Here is a 21,291-nt window from a genome sequence, read left to right on the forward strand (position 1 = left end):
TTTTCTTTTGCCTGCGCGGGTGAGAGGCAGCGGGCGCGACGCGCGGGCGCCACGCATGAAAACCCGCGAGTTGGCTCGACGTCGAATTGAATGGGTAGAATCGACCCACGTTCCATCCCTCAATCGACCGACAGAGCCTCTACTCTATGACCAAGGGTTCGCCCCGGACCACCGCCGCACGCATCCGCTTCGGCGCCGCGCATGCGGCACGGGCCGCCGGCCGCATCGCGGCGGTATGGGCACTGCAGGCGGTACTGGCCGCGACCGCCGCACACGCGGCTTATGCGATCGCGCAGTACGGCGAGCCGAAATATCCGCCGGGCTTCAAGCATTTCGATTACGTGAACCCGGATGCGCCGAAGGGCGGCACGCTCGTGCTCGCGAACCCGAGCCGGCTGACGTCGTTCGATAAATTCAACCCGTTCACGATGCGCGGCAACCCCGCGCCCGGCATCGACATGCTGTTCGAGAGCCTCGCGACCGGCAGCTCGGACGAACCGGCGTCCGCGTACGGGCTGCTCGCCGACGACATCGCGATCGCGCCGGACCGCCGCTCGGTCACGTTCCACCTGAACCCGCGCGCGCGCTTCTCGAACGGCGACGCGGTCACGGCCGACGACGTCAAGTTTTCGTTCGATACGCTGAAGAGCAAGCAGGCCGCGCCGCAATTCGGTGCGTATTTCGCCGATATCGCGAAGGCCGAGGTGATCGATCGTTCGACCGTGCGCTTCGAATTCCGCAGCACGAACCGCGAGTTGCCGCTGATCGCCGGCGGCATGCCGGTGTTCTCGCGCAAGTGGGGGCTGCGCGCGGACGGCTCGCGGATTCCGTTCGACCAGCTCGCGTTCGAGCAACCGATCGGCAGCGGCCCGTACCAGATCGAGCGCTACGACAACGGCCGCACCATCACGTACCGGCGCAATCCCGCGTACTGGGGTGCCGACCTGCCGGTGCGGGTCGGCACCCACAATTTCGAGCGGATCGTCTACAAGCTGTACGGCGACGGCGTCGCGCGGCTCGAGGCGTTCAAGGCCGGCGAATACGACGTGCTGGTCGAATACATCGCGCGCAACTGGGCGCGGCGCGACGTCGGCAAGCGCTTCGACAGCGGCGAGCTCGTCAAGCGCGAATTCCGCCAGCACAACGGCGCGGGCATGCAGGGCTTCTTCATGAACCAGCGCCGGCCGCTGTTTCGCGATGTGCGCGTGCGCGAGGCGCTCGATCTCGCGTTCGACTTCGAATGGCTGAACCGCCAGCTGTTCTACGGCGCATACACGCGCCTCGACAGCTATTTCGCCGACACCGACCTGCAGGCGACCGGCACGCCCGGCCCCGGCGAGCTGAAGCTGCTGGAACCGCTGCGCGCACAGCTCGACCCGGCCGTGTTCGGCCCGATGGTCACGCAACCGGGCACGAACCCGCCCGGCTCGCTGCGCGCGAACCTGCTGAAGGCGCGGACGCTGCTCGCGCAGGCCGGCTGGACCTACCGCGACGGCGCGCTGCGCAACGCGCAAGGTGAGCCGTTCACGTTCGAGATCCTCGACGACTCGGGCGCGGCGATGGAAGGGATCGTGACCGCGTATCAGCGCAATCTCGCGAAGCTCGGCATCGACGCGCGCTTTCGCACGGCCGACTACGCACTGCTGCAAAAGCGGCTCGACGCGTTCGACTACGACATGACGACGGTCCGGCTGCCGGGCGTGCAGGTGCCGGGCGCCGAGCAATACTCGCGCTACGCGAGCAAGTTCGCGGACGAACCGGGCTCCGACAACCTGATCGGCCTGAAGTCGCCGGCGGTCGACACGCTGCTGCACGCGCTCGGCACCGCCCAGACGCGCGAGGAGTTGCTGGATGCGACGCATGCGCTCGACCGCGTGCTGATGCACGGCTACTACGCGGTCCCGCAGTGGTACAGCACCACGCACCGGATCGCATACAAGCGCACGCTCGGCTATCCGCAGACGCTGCCGCTGTACTATTCGGCCGAGGGCTGGGTCGTGTCGACCTGGTGGGCCAATCCCGGTCACTGAAGCCTGCCGGCCCTTCGTTCAATCCAGCCTATCGATCGCGAGTCGCCGCCCTATGTGGAGCTACATCCTCAAACGCCTGCTGCTGATGATCCCGACGCTCGTCGGCGTGCTCACGCTCACGTTCGCCGTGATCCAGTTCGTGCCGGGCGGCCCGGTCGAACAGGCCGTGCAGGAACTGCGCAAGGGCGCGACGGAGCAGGGGGCGACGCCGTTCGGGATGCGCGCGCATACGGGCGTCGATGCGCAGCAGCTCGCGCAGCTCAAGGCGCTGTACGGCTTCGACAAGCCGCCGCTCGAACGCTACTGGCTGATGCTGAAGCGCTTCGCGCGCTTCGATCTCGGTGATAGCTACTTCCGCCACCAGAGCGTGTGGTCGCTGATCGTGCAGAAGCTGCCGGTGTCGATCAGCATCGGGCTGTGGACGTTCTTCATCACCTATCTGATTTCCGTGCCGCTCGGCATCGCGAAGGCCGTGCGCAACGGCTCGCCGTTCGACGTCGCGACGAGCCTCGTCGTGCTGGTCGGCTATGCGATTCCGGGCTTCGTGCTCGGCGTGCTGCTGCTCGTGCTGTTCGGCGGCGGCTCGTTCTGGCAGCTGTTCCCGCTGCGCGGGCTCACGTCGGACAACTTCGCGCAGCTGTCGCTGATCGGGAAGGTGCTCGACTATCTGTGGCATATCGCGCTGCCGATCACGGCGTCGGTCGTCGGCAGCTTCGCGGTCGTCACGATGCTCACGAAGAACGCGTTCCTCGACGAGATCCGCAAGCAATACGTGCTGACCGCACGCGCGAAGGGGCTCGCCGAGCGCACGGTGCTGTGGAAGCACGTGTTCCGCAACGCGATGCTGCCGCTGATCGTCGGGTTCCCGGCCGCGTTCATCGGCGCGTTCTTCACCGGCAGCCTGCTGATCGAGACTCTGTTCTCGCTCGACGGCCTCGGGCTGCTGTCGTACGAGTCGGTGGTGCGGCGCGACTATCCGGTCGTGCTGGGCACGCTGTACCTGTTCACGCTGATCGGGCTCGCGACCAAGCTGATCTCCGACCTCTGCTACGTGTGGGTCGACCCGCGCATTCAATTCGACAACCTGGAGCGCTGACATGAAACCGTCCGTCCGCACGCTGCTCGCCGGCATGTTCATCTGCATGCCCGCGCTCGCCGGGCGAGGTACGCGATGAACCGGGCCGTCGTGTCGTCCCGCATCGACGCCGCGCGTGCGCGCGTGTCGCCGTCGCCCGCGCGCCGCGTCTGGCAGCGCTTTCGCCAGCAGCGCCTCGGTTACTGGAGCTTCGTGATCTTCGTCGTCGCGTTCGCCGCGAGCCTCGCCGCGCCGCTATGGTCGAACGACAAGCCGCTCGTCGTGCGCTACGACGGCCAGTATTATTTCCCGATGTTCCATGCGTACCCGGAGACGAACTTCGGCGGCGATTTCCCGACGCCGGCCGACTATCTCGACCCGTACGTGCGCAAGCGGCTCGAGGCGCCCGGCAACTTCGTCGTCTATCCGCCGAACCGCTATTACTACGACACGCTGAACTACTTCTCGACCGTGCCGAACCCGGCGCCGCCGTCACGCGCGAACTGGCTCGGCACGGACGCGCAGGGCCGCGACCTGCTTGCGCGGCTCGTGTACGGGTTCCGCGTGTCCGTCGAGTTCGGCTTGATCCTCACGGTGATCGGCACGCTGCTCGGGATCGCCGCGGGCGCGGTGCAGGGCTTCTTCGGCGGGCGCATCGACATCGTCGGGCAGCGGCTGATCGAGATCTGGAGTTCGCTGCCCGAGCTTTACCTGCTGATCATCTTCGCGTCGATCTTCGAGCCGAGCTTCCTGCTGCTGATCGTGCTGCTGTCGCTGTTCGGCTGGATCGGCCTGGCCGACTACGTGCGTGCCGAATTCCTGCGCAATCGCACGCAGGACTACGTGCGCGCGGCCCGCGCGATGGGCCTCACGAACTGGCAGATCATCTGGCGCCACGTGCTGCCGAACAGCCTGACGCCCGTGATCACGTTCCTGCCGTTCCGGATGAGCGGCGCGATCCTGGCGCTGACGAGCCTCGACTTCCTCGGGCTCGGCGTGCCGCCGCCGACGCCGAGCCTCGGCGAGCTGCTCGCGCAGGGCAAGGGCAACCTCGACGCGTGGTGGATCTCGCTGTCGACGTTCGGCGTGCTGGTCGCGACGCTGCTGCTGCTGACCTTCATGGGAGACGCGCTGCGCAACGCGCTCGACACGCGGATTGCCGATTCGGTGCGCGCGGCGGGAGGCCAGCGATGAGCGAGCCGATCGTAGCGAACGCGAACCCGGGCGAACCGCTGCTGTCGCTCGAGCATCTGCACGTGCGTTTCGGCGACACGGTGGCCGTCGACGACGTGACGCTCGCGATCGGCCGCGGCGAGCGCGTTGCGCTCGTCGGCGAGTCGGGCTCGGGCAAGAGCGTGACCGCGCTGTCGATCCTGCGGCTGCTGCGCGACGCCGACGTGAGCGGCACGATCCGCTTTGCCGGGCACGACCTCGCCGGCAAGAGCGAGCGCGAGATGCGCGGGCTGCGCGGCTCGGACATCGCGATGATCTTCCAGGAGCCGATGACCGCGCTGAACCCGCTGTATACGATCGGCGCGCAGATCGGCGAGACGATCGTGCTGCACGACGGCGTGACGGCGGCCGACGCGCGCAAGCGCGCGATCGCGCTGCTCGCGCGCACCGGCATCGCGGAGCCGGAGCGGCGCGTCGACAGCTACCCGCACCAGTTGTCCGGCGGGCAGCGGCAGCGCGCGATGATCGCGATGGCGCTCGCGTGCCGGCCGCGCCTCTTGCTCGCGGACGAGCCGACGACCGCGCTCGACGTGACGATCCGCGCGCAGATCGTCGACCTGCTGCTCGAACTGCAGCGCGAGGAGGCGGCAAAGCGCGGGATGGCGGTGCTGTTGATCACGCACGACCTGAACCTCGTGCGGCACTTCGCCGAGCGGGTCGCGGTGATGGAGCGCGGCAAGCTGGTCGAAAGCGGGCCGGTCGAGCGGATCTTCGCGGAGCCGGAGCATCCGTATACGCAGCGGCTGCTGAACAGTCGGCCGCAGCGCGCGGTCGCGCCGGTGATGCCGATCGCGCCCGTCGTGCTCGATGCGCGCCACGTCAGCGTGCAGTTCGCGCGCAAGCGGCCGGGTTTCGCGGGCTGGTTCGGCACGGTGCCGGTGACGGCGGTCGCGGATGTGTCGGTGTCGGTGCGGCAGGGCGAGACGCTCGGGATCGTCGGCGAATCCGGCTCAGGGAAGTCGACGCTCGCGATGGCGCTGCTCGGGCTCCAGAAGACGGCGCACGGCGAAATCGAATTCCAGGGGCGCGCGCTGTCGACCTATCGCGGCCGCGAGCAAACCGCGCTGCGCTCGAACATGCAGGTCGTCTTTCAGGATCCCTTCAGCTCGCTGTCGCCGCGCCACACGATCGAGCGGATCGTCGGCGAGGGGCTCGAACTGCATCGCCCGGAGCTGGGCCCGGACGCGCGCCGTGCGAAGTCGCTGGCCGTGCTGCGCGAAGTCGGCCTCGACCGCACGGTGCTGCATCGCTATCCGCACGAATTCTCGGGCGGCCAGCGTCAGCGGATCGCGATCGCGCGCGCGCTCGTGCTGGAGCCGCGCATCCTGATCCTCGACGAACCGACGTCCGCGCTCGACGTGTCGATCCAGCAGCAGGTGTTGAAGCTGCTCGCGAATTTGCAACAGAAATACAACCTCGGCTATGTATTCATCAGCCACGACCTGGAGGTGATCGGCGCGATGGCGCACCGCGTCGCGGTCATGCAGGACGGGGCGATCGTGGAGTCCGGGGAGGTGGCCGATATCTTCGCGAAGCCGTCACATCCTTACACACAAAAGCTGTTGAAAGCGGTCTGGAAAGCGTGATAGGCGTCCAATGGTCTGACCATCTCGATTGTATTTATTAATTTGTTTTGACAAACGATTACGCGCTGGCTAGTATCGACCGAAATTTTCCGCCAATCAGCTGATTTTTAAGCACATTCCATCGACCAATGCAGCATCGATCCCTGACCCAGGCATGCGCGCGCACCCTCGCCGGGCTGTTCATCGGCGCCCTGTTCGCAGCAGCTCCCGGCGCGTTCGCCGACGAAGTCAGCAGTTTTAACCAGAATGTCACGAATTCGACTCAAATCGGGTCGGCTTCCTCCCTCCAGCAGACCACTGCGCAGCCGTCGAGCGGCGGCGCGAAGTCGTTCCTCGCCGGCATGGCGGGCAAGGCAGGCGACGTGGTCGTCGGCGCGCTCAACATGATCGGCGTGCGTTACCGCTGGGGCGGCAACTCGCCGGATTCGGGCCTCGACTGCAGCGGCTTCGTCCGCTACGTGTTCCAGGACACCCTCGGCATGTCGCTGCCGCGTCGCGCGGAAGAAATGAGCCGCGTCGGCGAGAAGGTGAGCATGAGCAACCTGAAGCCGGGCGACCTCGTGTTCTTCAACACGATGCGCCGCACGTTCTCGCACGTCGGCATCTACATCGGCGACAACAAGTTCGTGCATTCGCCGTCGACGGGCAGCACGATTCGCGTCGACGATCTCGACAGCGGCTACTGGGAAAAGCGTTTCACCGGCGCGCGCCGCCTCGAATCGGAGTTTCCGATGAAGGCCGACGACCTGCGCCAGCGCGTGCGCGCGACGCTCGGCGACGACGCGGCGAACGGCAGCAACTGACGCTCGCCGGCGATCGGCCGGATCAAGAAAACCCTGTCACCGAAAGGCGGCAGGGTTTTTTTGTTTTGGGGCGCGCGGTAGGCTGTCATTGGTGGCGCGCGGTGACGCGCCACGCACCGCTTCGCCCCGTTTTCTGTCCGCTTACGCGGCCGCGACGCCGCGGGCCGCCGCGAGCTTGCGCTGCAGTTCCGGCATGATGCGCGCGACGGCTTCCTCGCCCGCGAGGACTGCCGCATTGCGCTGGTTGAAGTCGCTGCCGCCCATCGCGGCAAGGTTCGGACGGATGACGACGTCCGCGTATTTGTCGAGTTCGTACGTCTTGATGGTCTGGCCCATGATCGTGAAGGTCTGCAGCAGCATCTCGATCGGGTTGCTGGTCGCCGCGCCGTCCGGCCGCGACGAGATATCGACCGCGATCACGAAGCTCGCGCCCATCTTGCGCGCGAACGACGCGGGCACCGGGCTCACGAGGCCGCCGTCGACGTACTCGCGGTTGCCGATCTTCACCGGCTCGAACACCGACGGCACGCTGCACGACGCGCGCACCGCGAGCCCCGTGTTGCCCTGCTGGAACAGGATCGGCTGACCGCTCTGCAGGTCGGTCGCGACGACGCCGAGCGGCTTCGCCATTTTTTCGATCGGCCGGTTGCTGAGCGTCTTGTTCAGGAAGTTCTGCAGCGCGACGCCCTGCAGCAGTCCGCGCGAGCGGAACGGCAGCGCCCAGTCGCTGATCGCCGCCTGGTCCATGTCGAGCGCGATCTTGTTGATCTGCAGCCCGGTCATCCCCGACGCGTACAGCGCGCCGACCACCGAGCCCGCGCTCGTGCCCGCGACGATCTCGACCGGAATGCCGCGCGCCTCGAGCGCCTTCAGCACGCCGATGTGCGAGAAACCGCGGGCGGCGCCGCCGCCGAGCGCGATGCCGATCTTCACCGGCTTCTCGTGCGATTGCGCGGAATTCGCGGCGTTGTCGGAACGGGACTTGTCGCCGAACGACGTGCAGGCGGCGAGGCTGGCGGACGCGCACGCGATCGTGAAGTGACGGCGCGACAGGCGAGGGGACGACATCGAATGGTTCTCCGGCGGCTTGGCGGCGGGTCGTGCGGCCCGCGGCGGCGATAGGTTCCGTGCGGCCGTGCGGCGGGATCCGGGCGGCCGGCGCGGCGCCGGCTGGCGGCCGCGGCGCGCACATCATAAAGCAAGCGGCGCGCTTGGCGCGATGACCGGCGCGAGTATAATTCCGGCTTCTTTCCCGTCCCGGGCGCGGCCGGCCCCTTGCTGTCCGGGCTGTCGCCGTCGATCCCGCGTCGAATCATTCATGCGCCCCAGGCGTTCGAGTTACCGTTTATGACCCGTCCTGTCCGTACCCGCTTCGCGCCGAGTCCCACCGGCTTCATCCACCTCGGCAACATCCGCTCCGCGCTTTATCCGTGGGCGTTCGCCCGCAAGATGAAAGGCACGTTCGTGCTGCGTATCGAGGATACCGACGTCGAACGTTCGTCGCAGGAAGCCGTCGACGCGATCCTCGAAGGGATGCAGTGGCTCGGCCTCGATTTCGACGAAGGCCCGATCTACCAGATGCAGCGCATGGACCGCTATCGCGCGGTGCTCGCGCAGATGCTCGAGCAGGGCCTCGCGTACCCGTGCTACATGTCGGCAGAGGAACTCGACGCGCTGCGCGAACGCCAGCGCGAGGCCGGCCTCAAGCCGCGCTACGACGGCACGTGGCGTCCGGAGCCGGGCAAGGTGCTGCCCGAGCCGCCGGCCGGCGTGAAGCCGGTGCTGCGTTTCCGCAACCCGCTGACCGGCACGGTCGTGTGGGAAGACGCCGTGAAGGGGCGCGTCGAGATCTCGAACGAGGAGCTCGACGACCTCGTGATCGCGCGTCCGGACGGCACGCCGATCTACAACTTCTGCGTGGTCGTGGACGACATGGACATGAACATCACGCACGTGATCCGTGGCGACGACCACGTGAACAACACGCCGCGCCAGATCAACATCCTGCGCGCGCTCGGCGGCGAGCCGCCCGTCTATGCGCACCTGCCGACCGTGCTGAACGAGCAGGGCGAGAAGATGAGCAAGCGGCATGGCGCGATGAGCGTGATGGCGTATCGCGACGCGGGCTTCCTGCCGGAGGCCGTGGTCAACTATCTCGCGCGTCTCGGCTGGTCGCACGGCGATGCCGAAATCTTCTCGCGCGAACAGTTCGTCGAATGGTTCGACCTCGAGCACCTCGGCAAGTCGCCCGCGCAGTACGACCACAGCAAGCTGAGCTGGCTGAACGCCCACTACATCAAGGAAGCCGACAACGCGCGCCTCGCCGCGCTCGCGAAGCCGTTCCTCGATGCGCTCGGTGTCGACGACACGGCAATCGCGACGGGCCCGGCACTCGATGCGGTGGTCGGCCTGATGAAGGACCGTGCGACGACGGTGAAGGAAATCGCCGAAGGCGCCGCGATGTTCTATCGCGTGCCGGCGCCGGACGCCGACGCGCTCGCGCAGCACGTGACCGACGTGGTGCGCCCGGCGCTGGCCGATCTCGTTGCCGCGCTGAAGGCGGCCGACTGGACGAAGGAGGCGGTGTCCGCCGCGCTGAAGGCGACGCTCGCGACGCACAAGCTGAAGATGCCGCAGCTCGCGATGCCGGTGCGCCTGCTCGTGGCCGGTACGACGCACACGCCGTCGATCGATGCGGTGCTCGTGCTGTTCGGTCGCGATGCCGTGGTGTCGCGTATCGAGGCAGCGTTGGCCTGAGGTTGGGGCGGTGCGGGGCCGTCCGTGCGTGATGTCGCGGCGGCTTCGCAAAAAATTTCGCTCGAATCGCAAAAAGGGTATTTACAAGTTCAAATTCGGTCCATATAATCTCATTTCTGTTCTGCAAGGGGGTATAGCTCAGCTGGGAGAGCGCTTGCATGGCATGCAAGAGGTCAGCGGTTCGATCCCGCTTACCTCCACCATCAGAACAAAAAGATTGATTTGCGAAGCAGTGGTAGTAGTAATAAATGCTTCACAAAATGATTTAAAGCAGTTAGAATTTCGGCCTTCGCTGTTGACGTTAAGTGAATAGCGAAAGTCAGACGGATCTGAAAAGATCATGTCCCCTTCGTCTAGAGGCCTAGGACATCACCCTTTCACGGTGAGTACAGGGGTTCGAATCCCCTAGGGGACGCCAGATTCAGCGGCGTTTCATAGAAGTGTCGCGAGGCTTGCAGGAACGTAACCGACGTCCTGCAGGTAACGGTGCAGGAATTGGAGCGGTAGTTCAGTCGGTTAGAATACCGGCCTGTCACGCCGGGGGTCGCGGGTTCGAGTCCCGTCCGCTCCGCCAGAACGAAGCCCGTTCAAGACGTTTTTGAGCGGGCTTTTGTATTAAGGATGTAAGCAGTACGTTGTCCCCTTCGTCTAGAGGCCTAGGACATCACCCTTTCACGGTGAGTACAGGGGTTCGAATCCCCTAGGGGACGCCAGATTTCGGCGTCGTTCGAACAAACGATGCGCCGGCAGGAAGTAACCGACGCCTGCCAGGCAAGAAGCAAGAATGGAGCGGTAGTTCAGTCGGTTAGAATACCGGCCTGTCACGCCGGGGGTCGCGGGTTCGAGTCCCGTCCGCTCCGCCAAAAATGAAAAAGCCCGCCTTGTGCGGGCTTTTTCATTTGTATCGTCCATTGCGCTCGCTTGCGTGCGCATGACTGCGGAGCGGAGGAAGCCGCCTGCGCGGCTTCCGGTGGGACGAGAAGGGTTGCGCGTGCACGCGCAACCGCGGCCTGCGGGATGTAGGCGAGTCCCGTCCGCTCCGCCAGAAATGAGAAAGCCCGCCTTGTGCGGGCTTTTTCATTTGTGTCGCCGCTTCCTGCCTCTGCCTGCGCCGCTACGAGAAATCCGCGATTGCATCCGGGCGCGACTGCGCTATCGTGGCGGGATGCGTACTTGACCCCCGCGCGATGCTCGATCCGACCGACCTGCGACTGCTGTATCAGCTCCGGCCCGCGGAGCCTGGCGATTTTCCGTTTGCCGAGGCGCTGACGCACGGCAACATGGGCGGCTACTACAAGCGCCACGGGCTCGTCTGGCGCAGCGACCTGTTCTATGCGAGCTGGCGTGAATCCGAGAACTTCATCCTGGAAGCCGACGGTGAGCGGATCGGCGTGCTGCGCGTGACCGAAGAGGGCGATTCGCTGCATATCCGCGACGTGCAGATCGCGGCCGGCCATCGCGGGCAGGGCGCCGGCACCTACATGCTCGACATGTCCCGCCGCTGGGCACGCGCCCGCGGGCTGCACGAACTGCAGTTGCGCGTGTTCGTCGACAATCCGGCTGCGCGGCTCTACCAGCGCATGGGTTACCGCATCACCGGGCCGAAGTTCGCGCAGCTTGGATCGATCCGTCACATGGTGTGCGCGGTCTGAGTGCGTGACCGTACAACGCGGGGCATGACGCAGGGCGCTACACGGCGACGGTCAGCGCGCCACGCCGAGCGCGTCGTCGTCGGGCAGATCGTCGTCGGGCACTTCGTCGGTCGCGAGGCTGTCATCCGCGCCGCGATGCTCGTAGCCGCGCAGCATGAACGCGCGCGGGCTTTCGCCGAACGCGCGCCGGAACATCGCCGAGAACGCGCTCTGGCTCTGGTAGCCGAGTTCGCGCGCGATATGCGACAGCGGACGCCCCTGATTCAGCAGCGGAATCGCGCGCGCGAGCAGCGCCTGCTGCCGCCACTGCGAAAAACTCACGCCCAGTTCCTGCTTGAAGAGCCGCGAGATCGTCCGTGTGCTCGCGCCGACCTCGCTCGCCCAGTGTTCGAGCGATTCCGAATGCGCCGGTTGCGCGAGCACCGCCTCGCACAACATGCGCAGCCGTTTTTCGTCGGGCATCGGCACCGCGAGCGGCAGCGGTTCGGCGTGGCTCAGCTCGTCGAGCACGAGCCCGCACAGCAGCCGTTCGCGGGCGTCGCTCAGGTCGCGCGCGTCGAGCGCGACGATCAGTTCGCGCAACAGGCCCGTCACCTCGACCACGCGGCATGCGTCGAGCCCGTCCGGCACGATCGACTCGTCGATATACAGCGTGCGCAGATACGCGTCCTCGACGATCACGACCTCGTGCGTGACGTGCGGCGGCACCCAGATCGCGCGCGACGGCGGCACCATCCATGTCGTTCCGGTGGTCGCGACGCGCAGCACGCCGCGCGACGCATACGCGAGCTGCGCCCACGCGTGCGTGTGCAGCGGAATCCGGCGGCCGGCGTCGACCTGGCGCGCCCGGACGCGCATCGGGTGGACGCGCGTCGGCGCGAACTCGGGCGGGATGTCGATGACGTCGTAGGGGTTCGATGCGTCGGCTTGGGCAGGCGGATTCATGGACGATTGGGTCGGCGCGGCGGCGATGCCGTTATTTTAGAAGGCGCCGCGCGGGCGCATGCGGCGGTTTTTCGGCCGATAATGCACCGTTCAAATGAACTTTGTATGGGGCCGCGCGGAATTCGGCCGGCGCTGGTCGAGGCCCGAACCGGCGTCTGCATGACACCGTGTGCCGAACGGAACCATCGGACCGCCGGCGCACTCCGACGCAGTCCGGCGATGCGGGTGAGTCGCCGCGCGAGCGGTGCAGCCGCGACGGCACGGCAACACCTGAAGTGAAGAGGAGAACCACGATGCGCTACGTATTCGTCTACGGCACATTGAGAGCGGGAGAAGCCAACGACATCGGCCAGGTGGCCGCGCGGCACGGGATCGCCGCGCCGACGCTGCTCGGGGCGGCCGCGCTGCCGGGCGAACTGTACGATTTCGGCACGTATCCGGGCATGATCGCAGGATCGGCCGGCCGGTCGCTCGTGTGGGGCGACGTCTACGAAATCGACGAGCAGCTGATGCCGGTGCTCGACGAAATCGAGCGCATCTATCCGGGTGTCGACACGCTGTTCCGACAGGAGCCGGTCACGGTCGAGCTCGGCGGGCGTGCGTACGCGTGCGTCTACTATCCGGTCGCCGCGCATGCGGCAGCCGACCGCCCGCGCATCGCATCGGGTGACTGGGTCCAGCACCGGCGCGAGCGGGAAGCCGCGTAAGCGCGCGCGGCACACCGCCGCGCAGCAAAGGAAAAAGCGCCCGCGGGGCGCTTTTTTCGTGCCGCCGTGTCGAACGACCGGCGGCGGGCAGGGAGTCGATCACCCGGTCCGGCTGGACCGGGTCGTCGACGTCAGATTTCCTCGTACAGCGGCAGCGTCAGGAATTCGGTAAAGCCTTCCGACGTCGACATCTGTTCGAAGATTGCCGCGGCGCGCTCGTACGGCTGCGTGTTGCCGCCGACCGAACGCTTCACGTTGTCGAGCTCGGCCTTCGCGAATTCGCGCACGAGTTCCGCGGTCACCTTGCGGCCGTCGTCGAGCACGCCCTTCGGCGAGCGGATCCATTGCCACACCTGCGAGCGGGAAATTTCGGCGGTCGCCGCGTCTTCCATCAGGTTGTGGATCGGCACGCAGCCGTTGCCGTCGAGCCACGCGCCGAGATAGTGGATCCCGACGTTGATGTTGTTGCGCAGGCCGGCTTCGGTGATCGGCGCTTCCGGCTGGAAGTCGAGCAGGTTCTTGCCTTCGATCTGCACGTCGTCGCGCTGCTTCGCGATCTGGTTCGGCTTGTCGCCGAGCACCTTGACGAATTCTTCCATTGCGATCGGCACGAGGCCCGGGTGCGCAACCCAGCCGCCGTCGTAGCCGTCGGTCGCGTCGCGCTGCTTGTCCGAGCGCACGCCGCCCATCGCCTTGTCGTTCGCTTCCGGATCGTTCTTGATCGGGATCAGCGCGCTCATCCCGCCGATCGCGGGCGCGTTGCGCTTGTGGCAGGTCTTCAGCAGCAGCAGCGCATACGCGCGCATGAACGGCACCGTCATCGTGATCTTCGAGCGCTCGGCCAGGCAGAAGTCGCGGTCGTTCTTGAACTTCTTGATCGCCGAGAAGATGTAGTCCCAGCGGCCGGCGTTCAGGCCCGAGCTGTGTTCGCGCAGCTCGTACAGGATCTCGTCCATCTCGAATGCAGCGAGGATCGTCTCGATCAGCACCGTCGCGCGGATCGTGCCGCGCGGCACGCCGACCGCTTCCTGTGCCGCGACGAAGATGTCGTTCCACAGGCGCGCCTCGAGATGGCTTTCCATCTTCGGCAGGTAGAAGTACGGGCCCGAGCCGCGTGCGATCAGTTCCTTCGCGTTGTGGAACAGGAACAGCGCAAAATCGAAGATGCCGCCGGACACGCGCTGGCCGTCGACCGTCACGTGCTTCTCGTCGAGGTGCCAGCCGCGCGGACGCACGATCAGCGTCGCGACCTTGTCGTTCAGCTGGTACGACTTGCCGTTCTGCTCGAGCGAGATCGTGCGGCGCACCGCGTCCTTCAGGTTGATCTGGCCGTCGATCTGGTTCGTCCAGTTCGGCGCGTTCGAATCCTCGAAGTCCGTCATGTACGAATCGGCGCCCGAGTTCAGCGCGTTGATGATCATCTTGCGCTCGACGGGGCCGGTGATCTCGACGCGGCGGCATTGCAGGTCGGCGGGCAGCGGCGCGACCTTCCAGTCGCCTTCGCGGATCGCCTTCGTGTCGGCCAGGAAATCCGGGCGTTCGCCGGCATCGAGGCGCTTCGTGCGCTCGACGCGGGCCTGCAGCAGCGCCTGGCGGCGCGGCTCGAACGTGCGGTGCAGCGCAGCGACGAGTCCGAGCGCTTCAGGCGTCAGGATCGCTTCGTAACCCGGCTTGATTTCGCCGGTGATCGTCATGCCTTGCGGCAGCGTGATCGGGGTGCTCATGAGTCTCATCTCCTTGGTCGGTCAGTTGCGGTTTCGGTGAAGGGGGAAGGCGGCAACGCTGCGAACCTCATGCGCCCGGGCCGGGGCGCGCGCGGTTCGCGGGTTTGCCGGACGGAGCCGGGGTGGCGAGGAATGCGAGCAGGTCGGCCATGCCGCTGCCGGTGCCGTCGGGCGGCACGCCGAGTTCTTCGGCGGGCGCGCCCGTGCGGTTGAGCCAGAACGTCGTGTAGCCGAACCAGGCGGCCCCCGCGACGTCCCACGCGTTCGACGATACGAACACGATGTCGCGCGGATGCGCGCCGAACGCGGCTGTGCCGAGGGCGTACGCGACCGGGCTCGGCTTGTACGCGCGCACCGCGTCGGCCGACAGCACGCGGTCGAACAGGCCCGTCATGCCGGCGCTCTTGATCGCGATGTCGAGCATCTGCGGGGTGCCGTTCGACAGGATCGCGAGCGGCGGCCGTGGTTCGAGCGCGCGCAGCTTGCGCAGCGCCGGCACCGTGTCGGGATAGGTGGACAGGCACGCGTATTCGTCCATCAACCGCTTTTCGGCCGCGCTGTTCAGCGTCAGGCCGAGCCGGCGTGCGGCGAACCGCAGCGCGTCGAGCGTGATGTCGCGGAACGGGCGATAGCGGGCGCCGGAAGGATCGGCGAGCGTGCGCAACTGCGAGTATTCGATCTGCTTGCGTCGCCACAGCTGCGACAACCGTTCCCCGTGGCCGGGAAACATCTGCTCCGCCGCGGCCAGCACCGCACGCACGTCGAACAACGTGCCGAATGCGTCGAAGAGGATTGCGTCGGGAGAGGAGAGTGTCGTTGTGGCCGACATAGCCTTGCGCTCCAGTTTCAGAGGTCAAGCGGATTCTATTCGTGATCGCAGGTGCTAAAAAAGACGCTAATCATCACTTGATCTTTTACTTTCATATACCTAATCTTGACCGGTTTAAGCTTTTTGAAGGGCGCAGCGCCGCCCCGACGAGTCATGGACCGGTTCAAACAGATCGAAACGTTCGCCGCCGTCGCGGCGAAGGGCAGCCTGTCGGCGGCCGCGCACGCGGAAGGGGTCGCGCCGGCGATCATCGGCCGCCGCCTCGACGCGCTCGAGGAGCGGCTCGGCGTCAAGCTGCTGGTGCGCACGACGCGCAAGCTGACGCTGACTTTCGAGGGCTCGGCCTTCCTCGAGGATTGCCAGCGGATCATCAACGACATGCAGAACGCCGAGGCGAGCGTGTCCGCGGGCGGCGTGAAGGCGAGCGGCCATCTGCGCATTTCGGCGCCGGCCGGCTTCGGACGGCGCCACGTCGCGCCGCTCGTGCCCGAATTCAGCGGCGCGCATCCGGACGTGTCGGTCACGCTCGACTTGTCCGACCGGATGGTCGATCTCGTCAACGAAGGGTTCGATTGCGCGGTGCGGCTCGGCGAGCTGCCCGATTCGTCGCTGGTGTCGCTGAAACTGGGCGAGAACCGGCGTGTGTGCGTCGCGTCGCCCGCCTACCTCGAGCGGCGCGGCACACCCGCGACGCTCGCCGAGCTCGCGCGCCACAACTGCCTCGCGCTTGCCGCGAACGCGAACCAGCAGCGCGGCTGGACGTTCCAGGAGGACGACAAGGTCGTGTCGATCCGCGTGAACGGCACGATGGAATGTTCGGACGGCGCGGTGCTGCACGAGTGGTGCCTCGAAGGCTACGGGCTCGCATGGCGCTCGTGGTGGGAGGTCGGCGACGACATTGCCGCCGGCCGTCTCGTCAGCGTGCTCGACGCGTTCGCGGCGCCGCCGATCGGCATCCACGCGGTGTTTCCGCAGCGCCGCCACCTGCCGCTGCGCGTGCGACTGTTTCTCGATTACCTGAAACATACGTACGAGCAGCCCGGATATTGGGGCGAGTAGCGGGGCGAAGAACGGGACGAAGAGCGGGGCGAACAGCGCGCGCTCGCCCGCGTGTTTCCGATATGAGGGCGAACCCGCTGCCGGCTGCGGCCGCCCGGATTCGCGCACTACAATCGAAGCTGGCATGCGCGACGCGCCGGGGCCGGCCCGCATGGGTTCGTGGCGCGCGCGGTGCGACTGACGCAGGAGGGCGCGATGTTCCGGCACATCCTCGTTCCAACCGACGGTTCCGAACTGTCGCAGAAGGCGGTCGACGGTGCGATCGACCTGGCGCGCGCGGTCGGCGCGCAGGTCACCGCCTATGCGTGCCTGCCGCAGTATCCGTACTCGCCGTTTTCCGAAGTGATCATCGAGCCGCCCGCCGACTTCCGGGCGCGCAGCGAGCGCGAGGCGCGCGCGCACCTCGACGACGTGCAGGCGGCCGCGAAGGCGGCCGGCGTCGTCTGCGACAGCTGGACGAGCGTGCATCCGTCGCCGTACCTCGGCATCATCGAGGCGGCCGAGCGCGGCGGCTGCGACGTGATCTTCATGGCGTCGCACGGACGCCGCGGGCTCGGCAGCCTGCTGATCGGCAGCGAAACGCAGCGCGTGCTGACCCATACGAAAATTCCGGTGATCGTCTATCGGTAGACGCGGCGCCGTGTGCGGCCGCGCGAGCGGCGGCGCGGCAGCGCCGCTGAAAAAAGGGCGCGCCGGACGAAGCCGGCGCGCGTCGTTGCAGGCGGCCGTAAGCCGCGCGGCGGGTCGCGCGGATCGCCGCGCGCCTTCCGTCTCCTCCCTGATTTTTGTCTTGTGCGGCCGATGCCGCGTCGTCGCGTGACGGGCCGGCATCGGCGCGGCGCGCTCGCGCGCCGATGTGTTACGCGACCTTCTTGCCGTCGAAGAACTGTTCGTCTTCGGTCGAGCCATGCAGTGCGGTGGTCGACGCTTCGCGCTCGACCGTCTGCGTGACCGCGTCGAAGTAGCCGGTGCCGACTTCGCGCTGGTGCTTGACGGCCGTGAAGCCCTTGTCGGCGGCCGCGAACTCGGCCTGCTGGAGTTCGACGAACGCGCTCATCTGCGTGCGGGCGTAGCCGTGCGCGAGGTTGAACATCGAGTAGTTCAGCGCATGGAAGCCGGCCAGCGTGATGAACTGGAACTTGTAGCCCATCGCGCCGAGTTCCTTCTGGAACTTCGCGATCGTCGCGTCGTCGAGGTTCTTCTTCCAGTTGAACGACGGCGAGCAGTTGTACGACAGCATCTTGTCCGGGAACTGCTTGTGGATCGCCTCCGCGAACTTCTTCGCGTACTCGAGATCCGGCTTGCCCGTTTCGCACCAGACGAGGTCGGCGTACGGCGCATACGCGAGGCCGCGCGAGATCGCCTGCTCGATGCCCGGCTTCGTGCGGAAGAACCCTTCGACCGTGCGCTCGCCCGTCAGGAACGGCTTGTCGTTGTCGTCGACGTCGGACGTGATCAGGTCGGCCGCTTCGGCGTCGGTCCGCGCGACCAGCACGGTCGGCGTGCCCATCACGTCGGCCGCGAGACGCGCCGCCGACAGCTTCGCGACCGCTTCGCGCGTCGGCACGAGCACCTTGCCGCCCATGTGGCCGCACTTCTTCACCGACGCAAGCTGGTCCTCGAAGTGGACGCCCGATGCGCCGGCCTCGATCATCGCCTTCATCAGCTCGAACGCGTTCAGCACGCCGCCGAAGCCGGCTTCCGCGTCCGCGACGATCGGTGCGAAGAAGTCGACGTAGCCTTCGTCGCCCGGGTTCTTGCCTTCCGACCACTGGATCTGGTCGGCGCGCGTCAGCGTGTTGTTGATGCGCTTGACCACGAGCGGCACCGAATTCGCCGGGTACAGCGACTGGTCGGGATACATTTCACCCGCGACGTTCGCGTCGCCGGCCACTTGCCAGCCGGACAGGTAGATCGCCTTCAGGCCGGCCTTCACCTGCTGCATCGCCTGGTTGCCGGTCAGCGCACCGAGCGCGTTGACGAACGGCTCTTCGTTGATAAGGTTCCACAGCTTTTCGGCGCCGCGCTTGGCGAGCGTGTGCTCGACGGCGATCGAGCCGCGCAGGCGGACCACGTCCTCAGCCGTGTAGCTGCGCTTGACGCCCTTCCAGCGCGGATCGGTTTCCCATTGCTGCTGCAGTTCCTGTGCCTGTTGCTGTCGCGACATGATGAGCTCCTTGATGCGGTGTATTGCCTGGTGAGTCGAATCGGACGGTGCTGATGCCGTTCACGAACCCGGCGCGCGTTGCGGGTCGTTTCGTGAGGTCTTGTATAAGAGTCTAGGCAAACCGGTCGACGCGAAACAGGGGTTCGCTCAGGAAGTTCGAGAAATTTTAATCGTTATTAATCAATGTATTGGCGTTTTCGTTTCGCAATAAGAAACGGTTTTTCCCATCTCGCAATTGTCGGCTTGTGCCGCGCAGCATGATTTTTTACGACGCAAAAAATTTTCCGCATTGTGAAATCTGCGTCGGAACGAAAAAAAACCGGCGCGGATGCGCCGGTCTGCCGGATGGGCGGGGCGGCCGAGGCCGCCCGGGCGTGCTTACGACGCCGAATTGCTGCGACGCGGGCCGCCGCTGCGCTGGCCGTCGCGGCGCGGGCCGCCGTCACGGCTGCCGCTCGGCTTGCCGCTCCAGCCGCCGCCATTGCCGCCGCCGTAGCTGCGACCGCCATTGCCGCCGCCGTTGGCGCCATAACCGCCGCCCGGCTTGCCGCCGAAACGACGACCGCCGTTACCGCCGCCCGGACGGCCGCGGCCGCCGGTGCCGCGATCGTTGCGCGGGGCCGCCTTGCGCGGCTCGAACCCTTCGACCACGTTGACCGGCAGCGGCGAGCGCACGAAACGCTCGATGCGCTTGAGCGCGCCCTGTTCGGCGTGGTGCACGAGGCTCACCGCGGTGCCCGAACGGCCGGCACGGCCCGTGCGGCCGATACGGTGCACGTAGTCTTCCGCGAACTTCGGCAGGTCGTAGTTGAACACGTGCGTGATGCCCGGGATGTCGATGCCGCGGGCCGCGACGTCGGTCGCGACCAGCACGCGCACGCGGCGCTCGCGCAGCGCACGAATCGTGCGGTTACGCGCGCCCTGCGGCAGGTCGCCGTGCAGCGCGGCCGATTCGAAGCCGGCATCGGCCAGGCGGCCTGCGAGCTGGTCGGCATCGATCTTGGTCGCCGTGAAGATGATCGCCTGGTCGAGCGCATCGTCGCGCAGCAGGTGATCGAGCAGGCGATCCTTGTGGTCGCGGTCGTCGACGTAATGCACGGTCTGCGCGATGTTCGCACGCGATTCGAGGCGCTGCTGGATTTCGATACGTTCCGGATCCTTCAGCAGGCGGCTCGTCAGCGAACCGATCTTGCCGTCGAGCGTGGCCGAGAACAGCATCGTCTGGCGCGACGCGGGCGTGGCGGCGACGATCGTCTCGATGTCGTCGATGAAGCCCATGTCGAGCATGCGGTCGGCTTCGTCGAGCACGAGCATCTTCAGCTCGGACAGGTCGATACGGCCGCGCTCCAGGTGGTCGAGCAGACGGCCCGGCGTGGCGACCAGGATCTCGGGGTTCTTCGCGAGCAGCATCAGCTGCTGGCCGTAGGCCACGCCGCCGAGGATGCTGACCGTGCGCAGGCGCTTCAGGTGCTTGCCGTAGGTCGACGCGGCCGTGGTGACCTGCATCGCGAGTTCACGGGTCGGCGTCAGCACGAGCAGGCCCGGGCGGGCGACCGGTTGCGGGCGGCGCACGCGGCGGTCGCCCTGGTTCGGTTCACGCGGCGCGCGCGGTTGCTGCGCTTGCGCCTTCTGCTCCTGCGCGAAACGTTCGATCGCGGGCAGCATGAATGCGGCGGTCTTGCCCGAACCGGTCGGGCTCGATACCAGCAGATCCCGACCGGCGATGCCGGCCGGGATCGCGCGCTGCTGGACCGGCGTCGGCTTGGCGTAACCGGCGGCCTGCAGCGCGGAGACGATCTCCGGCGACAGCCCGAGCGACGCGAAAGTCGGCTCGTCCGACGCCGGTTCGACCGCGGCCGGTACGGCGGCGTCGTCGAGACCGAGCGCCTGGTCGGCGATCGCGTTGAGCGGGCTGGTGTTGATGCTCGAAGTCATAACAATCCTTGAAACACAGTGGGTGAAACGTCGGCGCCAATCGCGCATACCCAAGTCGTCGGATTCAGCGAGCAAATCGGGAAACGGGTGCAATCCGCCGAACCTTCGGCGGATGAGGCATTAGAAGCTGTTTTGGGTGCGGCGCGCTTTCTGGAGCGAGGCCGCCAGCCTAGTTGACGACCGCGAGGGTCGAAGCAGGAGGGGACAGGTTCTAAACCGGATTGGAGCTTAACGCTACGAGGCGTCAGGCCGGAACGGCTTCGAGCCGAGCGCGGGAGGTGACGCAGCGAGCATTATAAAGAGATTTGCTGCGCCGCGCCACTGATTTGATTGCCTATTGCGCACCGGGGGCGCACCGGGGGCGTGCCGGGTGCGGCGGGAGGGGCAGATCAGGACGCCGTGCCGTTCTTCAGCGATTCGACGAGTTCGATGTATTGCTGCTTCGCCGCGTCCTGCGACGTGCCTTTCAGCGCTTCCCACGCATCGTACTTGTACTTGCCGACGATGTCGGTGAAGCCCGGCTTGTCGCCGTGCGCGTCGCCGTCGGTCGCTTGCTTGAACAGCGCGTACAGACGCAGTAGCGTCAGGTTGCCCGGCCGCTCGGTCAGTTGCTTGACGTCGACCTGGGCCTGGTCGAATTGGGTAGTGAGTTCGCTCATCGTGTGTCTCCGTAAGGGTTTCAGGTCGGGCGATCTTAACAAGCGCCGCGCCGCGCGGGGTCGAGCGATCCTTCCAAACCGCCGCGTGCGCGGCGCGCGCATCGCGATCCGGTCCGATCGCCCGTGGGAG

17 protein-coding genes and 5 tRNA genes are annotated in these 21,291 nt (G+C 66.6%); 15 read left to right on the top strand and 7 right to left on the bottom strand.

Annotation, left to right across the window (positions count from 1 at the left end):
- The first annotated feature begins 146 nt into the window (after positions 1 to 146).
- The 5 genes from C7H84_RS13815 to C7H84_RS13835 all read left to right on the top strand — a co-directional run bounded on the left by C7H84_RS13815 (position 147) and on the right by C7H84_RS13835 (position 6,727).
- Entirely contained in the window at positions 147 to 2,030 is a 1,884-nt protein-coding gene (locus C7H84_RS13815) for an extracellular solute-binding protein (RefSeq protein WP_121859307.1), read from the top strand.
- 52 nt (positions 2,031 to 2,082) lie between these two features.
- A complete protein-coding gene (locus tag C7H84_RS13820) occupies positions 2,083 to 3,126 on the top strand; it encodes an ABC transporter permease subunit (protein WP_121859308.1) in 1,044 nt (347 codons plus the stop codon).
- Positions 3,127 to 3,201: 75 nt separating this feature from the next.
- Positions 3,202 to 4,299 (top strand): ABC transporter permease, encoded by a 1,098-nt coding sequence (locus C7H84_RS13825; RefSeq protein WP_121859309.1) that lies wholly within the window; start codon positions 3,202 to 3,204, stop codon positions 4,297 to 4,299.
- The gene (locus C7H84_RS13830; RefSeq protein ID WP_121859310.1) at positions 4,296 to 5,924 is read left to right on the top strand and encodes a dipeptide ABC transporter ATP-binding protein; all 1,629 of its coding nucleotides are present in this window, start codon (positions 4,296 to 4,298) and stop codon (positions 5,922 to 5,924) included. Before C7H84_RS13825 ends, C7H84_RS13830 begins: the two co-directional genes overlap by 4 nt.
- 128 nt (positions 5,925 to 6,052) lie before the next feature.
- The gene (locus C7H84_RS13835) at positions 6,053 to 6,727 is read left to right on the top strand and encodes a C40 family peptidase (protein ID WP_121859311.1); all 675 of its coding nucleotides are present in this window, start codon (positions 6,053 to 6,055) and stop codon (positions 6,725 to 6,727) included.
- A gap of 141 nt (positions 6,728 to 6,868) precedes the next feature.
- On the opposite strand, the gene C7H84_RS13840 is transcribed toward C7H84_RS13835, so the two are convergent.
- Entirely contained in the window at positions 6,869 to 7,795 is a 927-nt protein-coding gene (locus tag C7H84_RS13840; RefSeq protein WP_121859312.1) for a patatin-like phospholipase family protein, read from the bottom strand.
- A gap of 279 nt (positions 7,796 to 8,074) precedes the next feature.
- On the opposite strand from C7H84_RS13840, the gene gltX reads away from it, so the two are divergent.
- The 7 genes from gltX (at position 8,075) to C7H84_RS13875 (ending at position 11,136) form a co-directional block, all read left to right on the top strand.
- A complete protein-coding gene (gene gltX, locus C7H84_RS13845) occupies positions 8,075 to 9,484 on the top strand; it encodes a glutamate--tRNA ligase (RefSeq protein WP_121859313.1) in 1,410 nt (469 codons plus the stop codon).
- Positions 9,485 to 9,611: 127 nt separating this feature from the next.
- Positions 9,612 to 9,687: transfer RNA gene (locus C7H84_RS13850), tRNA-Ala, on the top strand.
- A gap of 139 nt (positions 9,688 to 9,826) precedes the next feature.
- Positions 9,827 to 9,902 (top strand) — tRNA-Glu (locus C7H84_RS13855).
- Between the two features lie 79 nt (positions 9,903 to 9,981).
- Positions 9,982 to 10,058: transfer RNA gene (locus tag C7H84_RS13860), tRNA-Asp, on the top strand.
- A gap of 63 nt (positions 10,059 to 10,121) precedes the next feature.
- A tRNA-Glu gene (locus C7H84_RS13865) sits at positions 10,122 to 10,197 on the top strand.
- Positions 10,198 to 10,270: 73 nt separating this feature from the next.
- Positions 10,271 to 10,347, top strand: a tRNA-Asp gene (locus C7H84_RS13870).
- A gap of 324 nt (positions 10,348 to 10,671) precedes the next feature.
- Positions 10,672 to 11,136 (top strand): GNAT family N-acetyltransferase, encoded by a 465-nt coding sequence (locus tag C7H84_RS13875; RefSeq protein WP_121859314.1) that lies wholly within the window; start codon positions 10,672 to 10,674, stop codon positions 11,134 to 11,136.
- Between the two features lie 51 nt (positions 11,137 to 11,187).
- Here C7H84_RS13875 and C7H84_RS13880 read toward each other — a convergent pair whose 3' ends face one another.
- Positions 11,188 to 12,081, bottom strand: coding sequence for a helix-turn-helix transcriptional regulator (locus tag C7H84_RS13880; RefSeq protein WP_121859315.1), 894 nt, complete (start codon positions 12,079 to 12,081; stop codon positions 11,188 to 11,190).
- 293 nt (positions 12,082 to 12,374) lie between these two features.
- Here C7H84_RS13880 and C7H84_RS13885 point away from each other — a divergent pair, with 293 nt between their 5' ends.
- The gene (locus C7H84_RS13885) at positions 12,375 to 12,788 is read left to right on the top strand and encodes a gamma-glutamylcyclotransferase family protein (RefSeq protein ID WP_121859316.1); all 414 of its coding nucleotides are present in this window, start codon (positions 12,375 to 12,377) and stop codon (positions 12,786 to 12,788) included.
- A 131-nt stretch (positions 12,789 to 12,919) separates the two neighbouring features.
- Here C7H84_RS13885 and aceB read toward each other — a convergent pair whose 3' ends face one another.
- Together aceB and C7H84_RS13895 are read right to left on the bottom strand one after the other, a co-directional pair.
- Positions 12,920 to 14,512 (bottom strand): malate synthase A, encoded by a 1,593-nt coding sequence (gene aceB, locus C7H84_RS13890; RefSeq protein WP_121859317.1) that lies wholly within the window; start codon positions 14,510 to 14,512, stop codon positions 12,920 to 12,922.
- Between the two features lie 67 nt (positions 14,513 to 14,579).
- Positions 14,580 to 15,341: a haloacid dehalogenase type II gene (locus tag C7H84_RS13895; RefSeq protein WP_121859318.1), complete on the bottom strand. Its 762-nt coding sequence runs from the start codon at positions 15,339 to 15,341 to the stop codon at positions 14,580 to 14,582.
- Between the two features lie 153 nt (positions 15,342 to 15,494).
- Between C7H84_RS13895 and C7H84_RS13900 the strand changes: the two genes are divergently transcribed.
- Positions 15,495 to 16,400 carry a LysR family transcriptional regulator gene (locus C7H84_RS13900; protein ID WP_121859319.1) on the top strand — a complete coding sequence of 302 codons (906 nt, stop codon included), beginning with the start codon at positions 15,495 to 15,497 and terminating at the stop codon, positions 16,398 to 16,400.
- 195 nt (positions 16,401 to 16,595) lie between these two features.
- Entirely contained in the window at positions 16,596 to 17,030 is a 435-nt protein-coding gene (locus tag C7H84_RS13905; protein WP_121859351.1) for a universal stress protein, read from the top strand.
- A gap of 229 nt (positions 17,031 to 17,259) precedes the next feature.
- Here C7H84_RS13905 and aceA read toward each other — a convergent pair whose 3' ends face one another.
- The 3 genes from aceA to C7H84_RS13920 form a co-directional block, all read right to left on the bottom strand.
- Entirely contained in the window at positions 17,260 to 18,567 is a 1,308-nt protein-coding gene (gene aceA / locus C7H84_RS13910) for an isocitrate lyase (protein ID WP_121859320.1), read from the bottom strand.
- A 378-nt stretch (positions 18,568 to 18,945) separates the two neighbouring features.
- Positions 18,946 to 20,502 (bottom strand): DEAD/DEAH box helicase, encoded by a 1,557-nt coding sequence (locus C7H84_RS13915; RefSeq protein WP_121859321.1) that lies wholly within the window; start codon positions 20,500 to 20,502, stop codon positions 18,946 to 18,948.
- Positions 20,503 to 20,891: 389 nt separating this feature from the next.
- A complete protein-coding gene (locus C7H84_RS13920; protein WP_121859322.1) occupies positions 20,892 to 21,161 on the bottom strand; it encodes an acyl-CoA-binding protein in 270 nt (89 codons plus the stop codon).
- Between the last annotated feature and the right edge of the window lie 130 nt (positions 21,162 to 21,291).

Source organism: Burkholderia sp. Nafp2/4-1b (assembly GCF_003635165.1).
Classification (GTDB): domain Bacteria; phylum Pseudomonadota; class Gammaproteobacteria; order Burkholderiales; family Burkholderiaceae; genus Burkholderia.

Excerpts from the sequence above, each read along its gene's own strand:
- C7H84_RS13815 (WP_121859307.1), top strand. The coding sequence starts at position 147 with ATGACCAAGGGTTCGCCCCGGACCACCGCCGCACGCATCCGCTTCGGC.
- C7H84_RS13820 (WP_121859308.1), top strand. The coding sequence starts at position 2,083 with ATGTGGAGCTACATCCTCAAACGCCTGCTGCTGATGATCCCGACGCTC.
- C7H84_RS13825 (WP_121859309.1), top strand. The coding sequence starts at position 3,202 with ATGAACCGGGCCGTCGTGTCGTCCCGCATCGACGCCGCGCGTGCGCGC.
- C7H84_RS13830 (WP_121859310.1), top strand. The coding sequence starts at position 4,296 with ATGAGCGAGCCGATCGTAGCGAACGCGAACCCGGGCGAACCGCTGCTG.
- C7H84_RS13835 (WP_121859311.1), top strand. The coding sequence starts at position 6,053 with ATGCAGCATCGATCCCTGACCCAGGCATGCGCGCGCACCCTCGCCGGG.
- C7H84_RS13840 (WP_121859312.1), bottom strand. The coding sequence starts at position 7,795 with ATGTCGTCCCCTCGCCTGTCGCGCCGTCACTTCACGATCGCGTGCGCG.
- gltX (WP_121859313.1), top strand. The coding sequence starts at position 8,075 with ATGACCCGTCCTGTCCGTACCCGCTTCGCGCCGAGTCCCACCGGCTTC.
- C7H84_RS13875 (WP_121859314.1), top strand. The coding sequence starts at position 10,672 with ATGCTCGATCCGACCGACCTGCGACTGCTGTATCAGCTCCGGCCCGCG.
- C7H84_RS13880 (WP_121859315.1), bottom strand. The coding sequence starts at position 12,081 with ATGAATCCGCCTGCCCAAGCCGACGCATCGAACCCCTACGACGTCATC.
- C7H84_RS13885 (WP_121859316.1), top strand. The coding sequence starts at position 12,375 with ATGCGCTACGTATTCGTCTACGGCACATTGAGAGCGGGAGAAGCCAAC.
- aceB (WP_121859317.1), bottom strand. The coding sequence starts at position 14,512 with ATGAGCACCCCGATCACGCTGCCGCAAGGCATGACGATCACCGGCGAA.
- C7H84_RS13895 (WP_121859318.1), bottom strand. The coding sequence starts at position 15,341 with ATGTCGGCCACAACGACACTCTCCTCTCCCGACGCAATCCTCTTCGAC.
- C7H84_RS13900 (WP_121859319.1), top strand. The coding sequence starts at position 15,495 with ATGGACCGGTTCAAACAGATCGAAACGTTCGCCGCCGTCGCGGCGAAG.
- C7H84_RS13905 (WP_121859351.1), top strand. The coding sequence starts at position 16,596 with ATGTTCCGGCACATCCTCGTTCCAACCGACGGTTCCGAACTGTCGCAG.
- aceA (WP_121859320.1), bottom strand. The coding sequence starts at position 18,567 with ATGTCGCGACAGCAACAGGCACAGGAACTGCAGCAGCAATGGGAAACC.
- C7H84_RS13915 (WP_121859321.1), bottom strand. The coding sequence starts at position 20,502 with ATGACTTCGAGCATCAACACCAGCCCGCTCAACGCGATCGCCGACCAG.
- C7H84_RS13920 (WP_121859322.1), bottom strand. The coding sequence starts at position 21,161 with ATGAGCGAACTCACTACCCAATTCGACCAGGCCCAGGTCGACGTCAAG.